At 39.3% G+C, this 14,997-nt stretch carries 12 protein-coding genes; all 12 read left to right on the forward strand.

The window, feature by feature from the left end; genetic code table 11:
- The first annotated feature begins 1,047 nt into the window (after positions 1-1,047).
- The 12 genes from ilvB (at position 1,048) to KI343_RS16865 (ending at position 14,857) form a co-directional block, all read left to right on the forward strand.
- A complete protein-coding gene (gene ilvB, locus KI343_RS16810; protein WP_212927577.1) occupies positions 1,048-2,769 on the forward strand; it encodes an acetolactate synthase large subunit in 1,722 nt (573 codons plus the stop codon).
- Positions 2,766-3,293, forward strand: a complete 528-nt coding sequence (gene ilvN / locus KI343_RS16815; protein WP_212927578.1) for an acetolactate synthase small subunit — start codon at positions 2,766-2,768, stop codon at positions 3,291-3,293. The genes ilvB and ilvN overlap by 4 nt, the downstream gene beginning before the upstream one ends.
- A gap of 67 nt (positions 3,294-3,360) precedes the next feature.
- Positions 3,361-4,398 (forward strand): ketol-acid reductoisomerase, encoded by a 1,038-nt coding sequence (gene ilvC, locus KI343_RS16820; protein ID WP_212927579.1) that lies wholly within the window; start codon positions 3,361-3,363, stop codon positions 4,396-4,398.
- Entirely contained in the window at positions 4,385-5,929 is a 1,545-nt protein-coding gene (locus KI343_RS16825) for a 2-isopropylmalate synthase (RefSeq protein ID WP_212927580.1), read from the forward strand. Before ilvC ends, KI343_RS16825 begins: the two co-directional genes overlap by 14 nt.
- An 18-nt stretch (positions 5,930-5,947) precedes the next feature.
- Complete coding sequence (gene leuB, locus KI343_RS16830) at positions 5,948-7,054, forward strand: 3-isopropylmalate dehydrogenase (RefSeq protein WP_212927581.1); 1,107 nt, start codon at positions 5,948-5,950, stop codon at positions 7,052-7,054.
- A gap of 67 nt (positions 7,055-7,121) precedes the next feature.
- Positions 7,122-8,528 (forward strand): 3-isopropylmalate dehydratase large subunit, encoded by a 1,407-nt coding sequence (gene leuC, locus KI343_RS16835; RefSeq protein ID WP_212927582.1) that lies wholly within the window; start codon positions 7,122-7,124, stop codon positions 8,526-8,528.
- A gap of 11 nt (positions 8,529-8,539) precedes the next feature.
- On the forward strand, positions 8,540-9,121 hold the full coding sequence (gene leuD / locus KI343_RS16840; protein WP_212927583.1) for a 3-isopropylmalate dehydratase small subunit: 582 nt from the start codon (positions 8,540-8,542) through the stop codon (positions 9,119-9,121).
- Between the two features lie 78 nt (positions 9,122-9,199).
- Complete coding sequence (gene ilvA / locus KI343_RS16845) at positions 9,200-10,216, forward strand: threonine ammonia-lyase (RefSeq protein WP_212927584.1); 1,017 nt, start codon at positions 9,200-9,202, stop codon at positions 10,214-10,216.
- An 820-nt stretch (positions 10,217-11,036) separates the two neighbouring features.
- Positions 11,037-12,044 carry an ABC transporter ATP-binding protein gene (locus KI343_RS16850; protein WP_212927585.1) on the forward strand — a complete coding sequence of 336 codons (1,008 nt, stop codon included), beginning with the start codon at positions 11,037-11,039 and terminating at the stop codon, positions 12,042-12,044.
- Positions 12,031-12,963, forward strand: coding sequence for an ABC transporter ATP-binding protein (locus KI343_RS16855; protein ID WP_212927586.1), 933 nt, complete (start codon positions 12,031-12,033; stop codon positions 12,961-12,963). The genes KI343_RS16850 and KI343_RS16855 overlap by 14 nt, the downstream gene beginning before the upstream one ends.
- Positions 12,964-12,970: 7 nt before the next feature.
- On the forward strand, positions 12,971-13,933 hold the full coding sequence (gene opp4B / locus KI343_RS16860; protein WP_212927587.1) for an oligopeptide ABC transporter permease: 963 nt from the start codon (positions 12,971-12,973) through the stop codon (positions 13,931-13,933).
- Between the two features lie 30 nt (positions 13,934-13,963).
- Entirely contained in the window at positions 13,964-14,857 is an 894-nt protein-coding gene (locus KI343_RS16865; protein ID WP_212927588.1) for an ABC transporter permease, read from the forward strand.
- Positions 14,858-14,997 lie beyond the last annotated feature (140 nt).

Genomic DNA, 14,997 nt, shown 5'->3' on the forward strand with positions numbered 1-14,997 from the left:
ATTATCAGTTATACTAGTAGACATAGGTAAGGTCTCCTCTTCTTAGTTTTTGTGATGATTAACTAATGGGTAGGATAACCTTACCTTTCCTATTTATTCAGCTTACACAGACTATTGTACGTCATCCCAAACTCAGTCAAAGCGCTCCAACCCAGTCCCAACCCGCTCCACCTTAGCCTCAAACCGCTCCACTCCAGCCTCAAACGGCTCTAAACTCCAGCAATCCCCATCCCGAATCCCCCCAACAAACCTATTAAGTTACCAAACTCCTATACAAACTCAAATAATCTCTAACATCTAACATTACGAAAAATGCAATTATTATCAAATTGTAATGTAAAACGAGAGGGCAAACCCTGTCAGCAATGTAAACGCATACATAAAATCAGACTAAATAGAATTATTAAAAAAATTACAAAATGCTATTGACTATCATACAGAAACAAGATATGATTGTTCGCAATATAAGATATTTCTTAACTGATTCATTTTTCACAAAACGATAAGAAGTTATGACTTCACGAATATGGTTAACACGTTGACGGGAAAAAAGGAAAAGATATATAGCTTTTACAGAGATCTGGGGTTGCTGGAAGCCCAGAATTGCTACTTATTCCGACATCGTCCCTGAGTGTCACATGGAAAGGAATACTCCAATTATATGTGACCAGGTGCATGGTTATAAATGCACCTGTTATCAAATTTAGCTCTAGTAGCTACTGAGGCAGAGTTTGAGAGAACTTTGCAAAAACTGGGTGGTACCGTGAAAAGCAGATCCTTTTCGCCCCATACATGATAGTAATACATGTACATGGGGGAAGAGGGTCTTTTTTTATTCTTTTCACGAAGTACCGCCCCTACACATAATGACTAGAAGAAAAGGTGATTAAAGAAGTCAGTCTTTTCGCAAATGGTAGAATACAAAAGGATTCTATTTGCAAAGCGCAACAATTTTAACGGGGTGAGTAACCGCAACCCCGACGTAGACTTTCAACCAAAAGTTTGGTGAACGTTATTTTTTCTTAAGAAAAAGGAGGGGGCATTGCTGTGAAAGTTAATGCAAATCAAGAGGTAGAAGTGAAGAGTAATTTGGTCACAGGATCTGATTTGTTAGTTCAGGCATTAGAAAAAGCAGATGTTGAAGTTGTATTTGGTTATCCAGGAGGGGCTGTTTTACCAATTTATGACGCGCTGCATCGAAACAACACATCCTTCAAGCATGTGCTTTCGCGGCACGAGCAAGGCTCCATTCATGCAGCAGAAGGATATGCAAGGGTATCCGGAAAACCTGGTGTTGTTATAGCGACCTCAGGCCCAGGAGCAACCAACTTAATTACAGGAATTACAGACGCTATGATGGATTCTATTCCACTGGTTGTTTTCACAGGGCAGGTTGCCAAACAAGTTATTGGAACAGATGCCTTTCAAGAAGCAGATGTGATGGGGATCACAACACCTATTACAAAATACAATTATCAAGTCAATGATATTGCAGATTTGCCTCGAATTGTGAATGAAGCATTTCATATTGCAACAACAGGAAGACCGGGACCGGTTGTTATTGATATTCCGAAAAGTATTTCTGAAACGGTAACCATCAATGATTACGATGATGATTTTTACTTGCCGGGATATCAGCCGACAGTTTATCCCAACCCAATGCAAATCTCAAAAGTTACAGAGGCACTGAGTGAAGCGAAAAGACCCGTATTGCTTGCCGGGGCAGGAATATTATTTTCAGAAGCAACAGAAGAATTGAAACAATTCGTTAATAATTGGGAGATTCCAGTTGTAACGACATTGCTGGGAATTGGGAGCTATCCAGGGAATGATAACTTAGCGCTCGGAATGGGAGGAATGCATGGGACATATGCAGCAAATACAGCCATTTACGAGAGTGATTTACTTATCAATATTGGAGCGCGCTTTGACGACCGTTTAACGGGAAACCTGCAGCATTTTGCACCAAATGCGAAAGTGGCTCATATCGACATTGATCCGGCTGAAATAGGGAAAAATGTGAAAACAACCATTCCGATTGTTGCTGATGCCAAGCAAGCATTGAACGTGTTGCTGCAACAAGAAGTAAAACGCGGAGATTATACGAGTTGGTTAGATAAATTAAAAAGGAATAAAGAAAAATACCCGCTTTGGTATAACCGTGGTGAAACCCCGATTAGTCCACAATGGTTAATAGAGCAAGTCTATGAAAAGTCAAAAGGAGAAGCTGTTGTGACAACAGATGTAGGACAGCATCAAATGTGGGCAGCTCAATTCTATACTTTTAAAAACCCGAATAATTGGGTAACTTCTGGCGGCCTTGGCACAATGGGATTTGGCTTCCCGGCTGCAATTGGGGCACAAATCGCTAAACCGGATGATTTAGTTATTTCCGTTGTAGGTGACGGTGGTTTTCAAATGACATTACAAGAACTATCTATCTTGAAATCTCAAAACCTACCAGTAAAAGTGGTGATTTTAAATAATGAAGCACTCGGAATGGTAAGACAATGGCAAGAAACATTTTATGATGAACGCTACTCGCACTCTTTGTTTTCAGAAAACCCAGATTTTGTGAAATTAGCGGAAAGTTATGGAGTCAAGGGAATGCGCGTAGCAGAAGAAAAAGATGTTCCAGAAGCGCTTGAAGAAGCATTTTCGTATGATGGCCCAGTTGTTATTGATTGCCGCATCGAAAGAAACACATGTGTATACCCGATGATTGCACCGGGGAAAGGAATGCATGAAATGATTGGGGTGACAAAATGAAACGGATAATCATTGCCACAGTACAAGATCGTGGCGGGGTGTTAAATCGAATAACCGGTATGCTGCACCGGCGTCAGTTTAATATTGAAAGTATTTCTGTCGGCGCTTCAGATGTGAAAGGTATTTCAAAAATGACATTTGTCGTTGAAATTGCCGATAAGCAAAAGCTGGAACAATTAACAAAACAGCTAAACAAACAAATTGATGTGATCAAAGTTTTGGATGTCACAGATAAAGCAATTGTGACAAGGGAGCTCGCTTTAGTAAAAGTTGTCGCGACCAATCAAACAAGAGCAGAAATTATGACGTTAATCTCTGCATTTCGAGCAGATGTGATAGATATCAGTAAAGACAGTCTGACGATACAAGTTACTGGAAAACCAGAGAAGGTCGATGCGTTGATTGCATTGCTCAGACCATATGGTATTAAAGATTTGACAAAAACAGGATTAACAGCATTTCCAAGAGGTTATCAACCTGAACAAGGTTTCAGTGAGTTGAATAGTATTTCAGCTCATGGATAAATAAATTTCTTTTGAACAGGTATTAAAAAACATAAAAACTAAACAAAGATGAGAGGAAGATTACATTATGGCAAAAGTATTATACAACAAGGACATCAATAACGAGGTACTAAGAGATAAAAAGATCGCAATCATTGGCTATGGTTCCCAAGGTCATGCACACGCAATGAATTTAAGAGATTCTGGTTTTGATGTAGTAGTAGGTTTACGTCCAGGAAAATCACAACAAAAGGCAGAAGCAGATGGTTTCGAAGTATATTCTGTCGCAGAAGCAACAGCTCAGGCTGATTTGGTAATGGTATTGCTTCCAGACGAGTTGCAGCCGCAAGTATATCAAGAAAGCATTAAAGATAATTTACAAGAAGGAAATGCATTAGCATTCGCACATGGATTTAATATTCATTTTACACAAATCGTACCTCCTTCTAATGTAGATGTTTTCTTAGTAGCACCAAAAGGACCTGGACATCTCGTGCGACGTACGTATGAAGAAGGAGCTGGCGTACCAGCATTATACGGCGTAGAACAAAATTATACTGGAAAAGCAAAAGAAGTAGCACTTGCTTATTCTTACGGTATCGGATCAGCAAGAGCCGGGGTACTAGAAACAAGCTTCCAAGAAGAAACAGAAACAGATCTATTCGGAGAGCAAGCTGTGTTATGTGGTGGAGCTACAGCACTAGTAAAGGCAGGATTCGAAACGTTAACAGAAGCCGGCTACCAACCAGAAGTGGCATACTTTGAGTGTTTACATGAATTGAAGCTAATCGTAGACCTGCTTTATGAAGGTGGTTTGGAAAACATGCGTTATTCTATCTCAGATACTGCACAATGGGGAGATTTTGTATCTGGTCCGCGCGTTATCGATGAAGATACAAAAGGTCGTATGAAAGATATTCTTTCTGATATCCAAACTGGTAAATTTGCGAAGGATTGGATCTCTGAAAACCAAACTGGACGTCCACAGTTTAATGCAATTAATCGCCGCGAAAACCAACATCAAATCGAAGTTGTAGGAAGAGAGTTACGTGCCTTAATGCCATTCGTTAAAAAACCGATTAATGATGGCGCAGAAGAAGGTGAGAAAGTACATGTCAAAAATTAATTTCTTTGATACAACACTTCGAGATGGCGAACAATCGCCTGGGGTTAACTTAAATAAAGAGGAAAAACTGCAAATTGCTAAGCAGCTTGAAAGATATGGAATGGATCGGATTGAGGCTGGATTTCCAGCCTCCTCCAAAGGAGATTTTGAAGCAGTTCAGGCAATCGCACAAACCATAACGAAGTCAACCGTTCTTGGTTTGGCGCGTACCCTCAAATCGGATATCGATGCAGTATATGAAGCGGTGAAAGATGCAGCCAAACCGGCTATTCACGTGTTTGTTGCCACATCTCCCATTCATATGAAATATAAATTAAAGAGTACTCCTGAGGAAGTTGTCGAAACAGCTGTAAGCATGGTTCGTTACGCGAAGGAAAAATTTGATCATGTCGAATGGTCCGCAGAGGATGCGACACGTTCTGACAAAGCTTTTCTGGCAGAAATTATTGAAAAAGTTATTGATGCCGGAGCTACAGTCATTAATCTACCGGACACTGTTGGATACGCCACACCGGAAGATTACGGGAGCATGTTCCGTTATATGAAAGAAAATGTGCCGAATATTGATCAAGTAGAACTTTCTTGTCATTGCCATAATGATTTAGGGTTAGCAGTAGCGAATACACTTGCTGCCATTCAAAATGGCGCGACACAAGTAGAAGGTGCCATTAATGGAATTGGAGAGCGCGCAGGGAATGTTGCATTAGAAGAAGTTGCTTTAGCGCTCTATGTACGTTCCGATTACTTTCCATATGAATCGAGCTTAAAATTCAATGAAACAAAACGTACAAGTGATCTGGTGGCAAAATTAACAGGAATGTATGTTCAGGCAAACAAAGCGATTGTTGGCAGAAATGCTTTTTCACATGAATCTGGCATTCACCAAGATGGTGTCTTAAAACATGCTGAGACCTATGAAATTATCACCCCGGCACTGGTCGGCGTAACACCAAATACGTTGTTTCTCGGTAAGCACTCTGGCAGACATGCTTTTAAAGACAAAGTCAATAAATTTGGGATTGAACTGACAGAAGAAGAGTTAAAGGAAGCATTCCTGCAATTTAAGCTGCTGACCGATCACAAAAAAGAAGTAACAGACGATGATATTTATGCCATTGTGGTGGAAATCAAAACAGATTCTTCAACCATTGATAAATACGAATTAATTCAATTCGGTGTCTCTTATGATACAAAAGATACACCTTCTGCAACAGTCGTTTTAAAAGCTCCAGACGGGTTAAACGTAGAAGCGACGCAGCAAGGAAGCGGAAGTGTGGAAGCACTTTATAAAACGATTAATTCGTTAATTGATGAAGAAATTACATTGACTGATTACCAGTTAAACTCTGTTGGCGGCGGAAAAGACGCTTTAGCAGAGGCACATGTACAAATCAACATAAATGAACAAATTATTAATGGACGCGGTACTGCTCAAGATGTACTGCAGGCCTCAGCAAATGCGCTTATTCAAGCGATAAATCGTTACTACATTCAAAAGAAAGCAAATATCAAACAGCTCGTGCACGAGTAAGAAGAAGGGGGAATAATAATGGAAAAGAAAATCGTCCTGTTACCTGGGGATGGAATCGGCAAAGAGATTATGGAGTCAGCTAAAAAAATACTCGCAGCAATTGCTAGCGAATACCATCATGATTTTATTCTTCAGGAATGTGCTATTGGTGGAGATGCTCTTGACCGTTATGGTGTACCGCTGCCAGACGCTACACTAAAAGCTTGTGAAGAGGCAGATGCTGTCTTACTCGGCGCAGTTGGAGGTCCGAAATGGGATAATCAACCGCCAGAACTTAGACCGGAGAAAGGGCTGCTGGGAATTCGTAAAGGCTTAGGATTATTTGCTAACCTGCGACCAGTGAAAACATTCGCCCCTTTGTTACATGCTTCACCTTTAAAAGAAGCGATTGTTAAAGATTCAGATATGATGATTGTTCGTGAATTGACGGGTGGTTTGTATTTTGGCGAACCTAGCGAACGGCGAAATAACGGAGAAAACGTGGTAGATACGTTAGCCTATTCAAGACAAGAAATTGAACGAATTGTGGAAAAAGGCTTCGAATCTGCACGAATCCGCAAGAAGCGTTTAACTTCTGTGGATAAAGCCAATGTACTAGAGTCGAGCCGGGTGTGGAGAGAAATTGTTAATGAAAAAGCAGCAGATTATCCAGATGTGGAAGTTGAGCACTTATTAGTAGACGCAGCAGCAATGAAAATTATTACGCAACCAAGTGATTTTGATGTCATTGTAACGGAGAACTTATTTGGCGACATTTTAAGTGATGAGGCATCTGTACTGACTGGATCATTGGGAATGCTTCCGTCAGCAAGTGTTCGTACAGATGGTTTAGGAATGTATGAACCTGTTCATGGTTCAGCTCCTGACATCGCTGGAAAAGGAATTGCGAATCCAATTGGAATGATTTTATCAACTGCATTAATGCTTGAATATTCTCTTGGAATGCATGAAGAGGCAAAGGCGATTGAAGCAGCAGTAAATGATTGTTTGGAGCAAGGCTACCACACATCAGATCTAAATATAATCAATGGCAAACAAATGAATACAGATGAAATAACAGAAGCAGTTATCGAGAATTTAACGACAAAATGTATTTCTGATTCAATTTGTAGCTCTTATGTATAGGAAGATGTTCAAAAAGTCACCGCTAAAGGCTTTTTGTATCGGCGATATTGTTTTGGAGGTGTAACAATTGGGGAAGGCTTTGACAGTATTTGAAAAAATTTGGAATAAGCATGTTGTAAAAGAAGAGGAAGGAAAGCCTGCTCTTTTATATATTGATCAGCATCTTATTCATGAGGTAACGTCTCCGCAGGCGTTTGAAGGTTTAAGATTGAATGGACGGAAGGTAAGACGTCCTGATCTTACTTTTGCTACAATGGATCACAACGTTCCTACTATTAATAGAGAAAATATAAAAGATGAAATTTCAAAGAAACAAATGGAAGCTTTAAAAAAGAATTGTGCAGACTTTGGCGTCAAGCTGGCAGATATGTATCACCCAGATCAGGGGATTGTGCATGTTATCGGACCGCAATTAGGTTTAACACAGCCAGGAAAAACCATTGTATGCGGAGATAGTCACACATCCACGCATGGTGCTTTTGGAGCATTAGCCTTTGGTATTGGAACAAGTGAAGTAGAGCACGTGTTAGCAACACAAACGATTTGGCAAGACAAACCGAAAACATTGAACGTAAAAGTTGACGGTGAATTAGGCTTAGGTGTTACAGCGAAGGATTTGATCCTTGCTATTATTGCGAAATTCGGTGTTCGTTTTGGAACTGGGTATGTGATGGAATATACAGGAGACGCTATTCGCAAATTGACAATGGAAGAAAGAATGACGATTTGTAATATGTCCATTGAAGCTGGTGCACGAGCCGGACTGATTAGTCCAGACGAAACGACAGTAGAATTCCTGCGCGGCCGTGAAATGGTTCCAAAAGGTGAAGCATTTGATGCATTAGCAGAAGAATGGCTAGCCCTAGCTACTGACGAAGGTGCAGAATACGATCATACAGTTACAATATATGCAGATGAAATTGAGCCGCAAGTAACGTGGGGGACAAATCCGGGAATGGGTGTACCTGTTAGTGCTTCTACACCAACCATTAAAGAAGCAGAGCACCCTGAAGAAGTAGAGCGTGCGTTAAGCTATATGGGTTTAAAAGAAAATCAGCCGATAACATCCATTGAAATTGACCATGTCTTTATCGGCTCCTGCACCAATTCTCGCCTGAGCGACTTAAAAAGAGCGTCTAAAATTGTAGAAGGCAAGAAGGTAAAAGAAGGTGTAAAAGCGATTGTCGTACCAGGATCATTTCTGGTAAAACAACAAGCTGAAGAAATTGGACTGGATAAAATTTTCATCGATGCTGGATTTGAGTGGAGAAATTCAGGCTGCAGTATGTGCCTGGGAATGAATGATGATATTGTTCCATCTGGCGGAAGATGTGCATCTACCTCAAACCGTAACTTTGAAGGAAGACAAGGGAACGGAGCACGTACACACTTGGTTAGTCCAGAAATGGCGGCTGCAGCGGCAATTGAAGGACATTTTGTAGACGTGAGACAATACGCAGGAGTACCAAGTTAGGGGGAACAGACATGGAACCATTTAAACAGCATAAAGGAATTGCTGCTCCGTTGAACCGCAGTAACGTAGATACAGATCAGATTATTCCAAAGCAATTTTTAAAACGTATTGAACGAACAGGATTTGGAGAATTTGTGTTTTTACATTGGCGTTTTGATGATAACGGAAACTTACGTGATGATTTTGTTTTAAATCAACCAAAATATGAAAATGCTACAGTCTTATTAGCTGGCGATAATTTTGGATGTGGATCATCTCGGGAGCATGCTCCATGGGCACTAGAGGACTTTGGGTTTAAAGTCATTATTGCGCCTGACTTTGCAGATATTTTTTATAATAATTCGTTAAAAAATGGCATACTATTAATAAAAATGAATGAAGAGCAAGTCCAGCAATGGATGAAAAAAGCAGAGCAGGGCTTAACACTAGATATTAATTTGGAAAAACAAGAAATTACAGACGCAGACGGCAACGTTGTTTCATTCGACATCCCAGCTTACCATAAGGAAAAATTACTGAATGGATGGGATGATATTGCACTGACGCTGTTAGAAGAAGATAAGATTCGTGCATTTGAAGAAAAACGTGCTTAAGGATGATAAATACAGAAAAGTATGAGAAAATTAAAAGATAGATAGAAAATTATAAAGAATCAGAAGGGTTGAAGGAGTGTGGATTCACTTGGGGATCGCTTAACTGGTGAAAAAGTATATCAAGCATGGAAGAAAATAAAGCCAATTGTTCATCAAACACCACTGCTAACATCGCATACAACAGACGAGCTAGTAGGTAAACATGTGTATTGTAAGATGGAGAATCAGCAAAAAACCGGTGCATTTAAGTTTCGGGGAGCAAGCTACAAGCTGACACAAATGACAGAGCGGGAACTTGCAAATGGTGTACTCACGGCATCTGCTGGAAACCACGCTCAAGGAGTTGCCCATGCTGCTTCGAAATTGGGCGTAAGAGCAACGATATTTATGTCAGAAGGAACACCGCTTGCGAAGGTAAATGCAACGAGAAATTACGGTGCAGAGGTTATTCTAACAGGAGAGAGTTTCCAAGAAGCTTATCAAGCATCACTGGAGCATCAACTGAAAACGGGAGCAACCTATATTCATCCATTTGATGATTATGACATTATGGCTGGGCAAGGTACCATTGCAATGGAATTATTGCGTCAAGAAGATCGTTTGGATACGATATTAGTACCAATTGGCGGTGGCGGATTAATTAGTGGAATTGCAGTAGCAGCCAAACATATCAATCGAAACATTCGTGTGATTGGTGTGCAAGCTGAAGGAGCCGCAGCTATTTATGATAGTTATCATACCAAGCAAGTGAAAACTTGGAAGCATGTCGACACGATTGCAGAAGGGATTGCCGTAAAGGAACCTGGAAAGCATACATTGCCAATCATCCAAGAATATGTAGATGATATTTTGACAGTAAGTGATGAACAAATTGCTGCAGCGATTATTTATATGCTTGAACGGAATAAAACATTGATGGAAGGAGCTGGGGCAGCTGCTCTGGCAGCCTTATTCGCACATCATCACCAGCTTCGTTCTAGACATTGCGGAGTCATCGTGAGTGGTGGAAACCTCGATATCGGGAACATGCAGCGAATTCAAGAGTTATCCGAAAAGTATAAACCAAAAAAAGTAAAATCATACGTCGCTTTATAAAGTGAAACTATGATATATCGGGTGATTTTTCCGATATATCATAGTTGAACCAATCAGGAGATGAAGCGCCCGTTTTCCCCTGCCTGTCCTAAGAAATTTAGCAATACCGAATAAGGGGAATTACGGGCGCTCATGCTGTGATAAAATGAAACTTCATTCAGTGAGGGGAATACCTTTACTGGATGAAGTTTTTTTGCTAGTAAGGAAAAGTATCTTTGCAGCGTATTTTAATACTGTTAATAAACCGTGAGCAAAGAAACTAGAAACTTATATTTTTGATAAGACGACATGAAAGAAAGAATTAAAATGAAAAATAATTTCAAATATTTATTGTAGTAAATTATTGGAATAACCCCTTGATTTTAAAGGTTTTTAACAACATATAGACAATTGTACATATAATTGCCAATCTTATTTTTTGTCAAAACCTATTGATTTTACTAATATTATCAACTATAATTTCAAAGTATATTAAGATTTGTTTACGATAAGGTTTCGAGATTAGTATTTTGAAATAAATTTGAAACATTAGAGATGCGAAAAAGAAAATTATAAATTTTATTGTGCTAAAGTAATCATCTAGCTTTTTATTTAAGATAAATTTTCAGAAAAATACCAACAATCCTTTCTTTATATAATCTAATACATAGAGCACGTTTAAAAGAAGTATAGCATTATACGATATTATATTGAACTAGTAGCGTTCCGTTATTATATTCAGAAATTATGAAAATTTTAGTTACCTGTTTTTAAATTATATTTTTAATTTTCGTTGATAGCACCTTAGAGATAGAAAACAATTGGATAGGGGGATGTAGGTTTGACTAATGAACTTTTAAAAATAAAAAACCTAACAACATCTTTTCGTATTGGGGATGAATATTACGCAGCGGTGGATGATGTATCGCTTACTCTAAATAAAAATGAAGTTTTGGGTATTGTCGGAGAATCTGGCTCAGGAAAAAGTGCTTTGGCGTTTTCCATTATGCGACTGCACACAAGAGCAAAGATAGAAGGAGAAATCTCCTTAAATAACCGTAATATTGTCGAAATGTCCAAATCAAAGTTAAATAAAATACGCGGAGACGAGATGGCGATGATCTTCCAGGATCCGCTTACTGCGTTAAATCCATTAATGCCTATTGGCAGACAAATTGAAGAGACCTTGTTTCTGCATAATAAGAGACTTGGGCAGCAGGGCAGGAAAAAGCGGGTTATAGAGCTGATTAATTTAGTCGGCATTCCGAGAGCGGAAAGAGTCTATGAGCAGTTTCCCCATGAATTATCTGGTGGAATGAGGCAGCGTATTATTATTGCAATCGCGATAGCTAATGATCCTGAGCTTTTAATTGCCGATGAACCAACAACTGCTTTGGATGTAACCATTCAAGCACAAATTCTCGATTTAATCCGTGAATTGAAAGAAAAAATCCATGCAGGAATTATTTTGATTACCCACGATTTAGGTGTAGTTGCAGAAATGGCCGATCGTGTAGCTGTTATGTATGCTGGTCAGATTGTAGAAATTGCAACCGTAGAAAGACTATTTGAAAATCCGCTTCATCCATATACGAGATCCTTATTAAATTCGGTACCGACAGAAGGACAGGACAGGCTTCATGTGATTCAGGGCGTTGTACCATCGTTGAAAAACCTCCCGAGAACAGGCTGTCGTTTTGCAGAACGTATTCCTTGGGTGGATGCTTCTTATCATGAGGAGAATCCAACTTTACATGAAGTGGAGTCTGGGCACTTTGTCAGATGTACATGTCATAAGCATTTTTACTTCCTGGATAAAAAGGAGGAACAGGAAAATGTCGTTTCTTGAGGTCAAGGATTTACAAGTATACTTTCCAATTAAAGGTGGCATATTTAACCGAACAGTTGACTATATAAAAGCAGTTGATGGCGTATCCTTTGAATTGGAACAAGGTAAGACATATGGACTGGTAGGTGAATCTGGTTCTGGGAAATCGACAACGGGCCGGGCGATTATCGGATTAGAAGAAGTGACATCAGGACAAATTTTCTTTGAGGGTAAAGATATTACGGATAAAAAAGCAAAAAACAAAAATTTCCGAAAAGACGTACAAATGATTTTTCAAGACCCTTATTCCTCGCTAAACCCGAGAAAAAGAGTGTTGGATATTGTTGCCGAACCGTTGCGCAACTTTGAAAAGTTATCGAAGCAAGAGGAAAAGAAGCGTGTACAAGAGCTTTTAGACATTGTTAATGTCAGTACTGATAGTATTTACAAATACCCTCATGAGTTTTCTGGCGGGCAAAGGCAGCGTATTGGTGTCGCACGGGCTATTGCCTTAAAACCAAAATTGATTATAGCAGACGAGCCTGTATCTGCATTGGATGTATCCGTGCAAGCACAGGTACTGAACTTTCTTCAGGAGATTCAAAAAGAACTAAATCTAACTTATCTCTTTATCAGTCATGATTTAGGAGTTGTAAAACATATGTGTGATAATATCTCCATTATGTATAAGGGAAGATATGTCGAGCAGGGCAGTACAAAGGATATTTTTGAAAATCCGCAGCACATTTACACAAAACGTTTAATTGCAGCAATCCCAGACATCGATCCTAAAAATCGTGATAAGCAATTTAAATTTCGGCAAGAAGTAGCAAAAGAATACCGCGAGTCCTATGATACTTATTTCGATGGTGACGGGCTAGCTTTCGGTCTTCAGTCTATTTCTAATACGCATAAAGTTGCTTTGCCAGAGAAAGGTTGATTCGTTTATGTGGAAATTTATAATTCGAAGACTGTTAATTACATTTCCTCAACTTGTTTTTTTAAGTGTTCTCGTTTTTATAATGGCGCAAATGATGCCGGGAGACGCTCTAACTGGTCTAATAGACCCGACTATTACTGCAGAAGCGTTGGATTTGCAACGGGAACGTTTGGGTCTGAATAATCCCTGGTATATACAATATGCGGATTGGGTAAGTGGTTTAGTACAAGGTGATCTTGGTCAGTCGTTCCGTTTTAAAATGGACGTTACTGCGCTAATTTCAGAACGGGTTATGAACACGATATTACTTTCGGCCGTTTCACTAATATTTACATACATTATTGCAATTCCTTTGGGGATAGTCAGCGGACGCTATAATGATTCTCCTTTAGACTCAGTTATTACAGGCTATAGCTATCTCGGTTTTGCAACCCCAATATTTATTTTTGCACTTGTCATGCTTTGGATATTTGGTTTTCAGCTTGGATGGTTTCCGACGAGTGGAAGTGTGGCTCCCGGGTTAGAGTCCGGAACAATGGAATATTATATAAGCAAATTATATCATGCATTACTACCAGGTTTATCTATTGCCTTAATATCCGTGGTTTCTACTATTCAGTATTTAAGAAGTGAGATTGTTGATACGAAGCAAAAGGATTTTATTGTTACGGCAAGAGCAAAGGGTGCTTCTGAAAATCGTGTGTATAATAAGCATATTTTCCGTAATTCCATATTGCCGATAGCTGCTTTCTTTGGCTGGGAAATCACTTCGTTAATATCAGGAACAGTATTTGTAGAGAGTGTGTTTTCCTATCCAGGAATGGGGCTTCTCTTCTTGGAATCAATAATGCAACGTGATTTTAGCGTCGTGACATCTCTCGTATTACTTTTCGGCGCCGCGAGTATTTTAGGCGCACTTTTATCGGATATCATTTTAAGCATAGTAGATCCAAGAATTCGTATTAAATAGAAATTTGACAGGAACTGAGGTGAATAACTTATGGAAGCTGATACAGTTGAAATTGTTGAGCAAAAGAGCCCTTCATCACTTAGTATTCTTTTGAGGGAATTAATACGGGACAAGTTGGCACTTATTTCGCTCATATTTTTGATATTAATCGCCGGGTTTGTATTTGGGTTATCCTTGTTTTTGGACCAAGCTGAAATAGTGACTGTAGATTTATTTGCAATTAATGCACCGCCATCAGATCAATTTATTTTAGGAACTGATTATGGAGGACGGGATGTATTCGGCCAATTGATTATTGGAACACGTAACTCCCTGGCAATTGGAATTTTAGTTACATTAATTAGTGGAATTTTTGGAATAGCCTATGGTGTCGTATCGGGATATTTCGGCGGTCATGTAGACAATGCGCTGATGCGTATCATTGATTTCTTTATGGTTCTACCGTTCTTATTAATTATTATTGTTTTTGTATCTATGACTTCCAATTATAGTATTGTCAGTTTCTCTTTAATAATGGCGGCATTTTCCTGGATGGGTATAGCCAGATTAATACGTTCAAAAGCGCTACAGGAGAAAGAGCTAGATTATGCCCAGGCGTCAAAAACATTGGGAACATCTAATTTTAATATCATTTTCAAACAAGTATTACCAAACATTACATCATTAATTATTGTAACCATGACATTAAATTTAGCATCAAATATTGGATTAGAATCAGGGTTGTCCTTTTTAGGATTCGGTTTTCCGGAAGATACCCCTAGCTTAGGCACATTGTTATCTTATGCCAGAAATCCTCAAACTTTGGAATTTCGCTGGTGGATTTGGGCACCGGCAGCAATATTGATTTTATTATTGATGCTTTCTGTGAGGAATGTTGGGGAGGCATTAAGAAGAGCTGCTGATGCCCGGCAGCGGCGTGGGTAATGCTTAACGCAGTGCAACTGGCTGTAAGACTCGACTTCAAGAATAAAGAAGATTCAAAAATTAAAAATGAGAGATCAGCCAGTAGTGACCTGATTTGTTCAACAAATATTCAGTGGGGGATGAAAAAAACGCTGAATAAA

The sequence above is a fragment of the Oceanobacillus sp. J11TS1 genome (genome assembly GCF_018333215.1).
In the GTDB taxonomy this organism is placed as follows: Bacteria; Bacillota; Bacilli; order Bacillales; family Amphibacillaceae; genus Oceanobacillus.

What these genes read in the sequence shown, in the direction of transcription:
- ilvN (WP_212927578.1), top strand. Translation starts at nt 2,766, where the DNA reads ATGAAACGGATAATCATTGCCACAGTACAAGATCGTGGCGGGGTGTTA.
- ilvC (WP_212927579.1), top strand. Translation starts at nt 3,361, where the DNA reads ATGGCAAAAGTATTATACAACAAGGACATCAATAACGAGGTACTAAGA.
- KI343_RS16825 (WP_212927580.1), top strand. Translation starts at nt 4,385, where the DNA reads ATGTCAAAAATTAATTTCTTTGATACAACACTTCGAGATGGCGAACAA.
- leuB (WP_212927581.1), top strand. Translation starts at nt 5,948, where the DNA reads ATGGAAAAGAAAATCGTCCTGTTACCTGGGGATGGAATCGGCAAAGAG.
- leuD (WP_212927583.1), top strand. Translation starts at nt 8,540, where the DNA reads ATGGAACCATTTAAACAGCATAAAGGAATTGCTGCTCCGTTGAACCGC.
- KI343_RS16855 (WP_212927586.1), top strand. Translation starts at nt 12,031, where the DNA reads ATGTCGTTTCTTGAGGTCAAGGATTTACAAGTATACTTTCCAATTAAA.
- opp4B (WP_212927587.1), top strand. Translation starts at nt 12,971, where the DNA reads ATGTGGAAATTTATAATTCGAAGACTGTTAATTACATTTCCTCAACTT.
- KI343_RS16865 (WP_212927588.1), top strand. Translation starts at nt 13,964, where the DNA reads ATGGAAGCTGATACAGTTGAAATTGTTGAGCAAAAGAGCCCTTCATCA.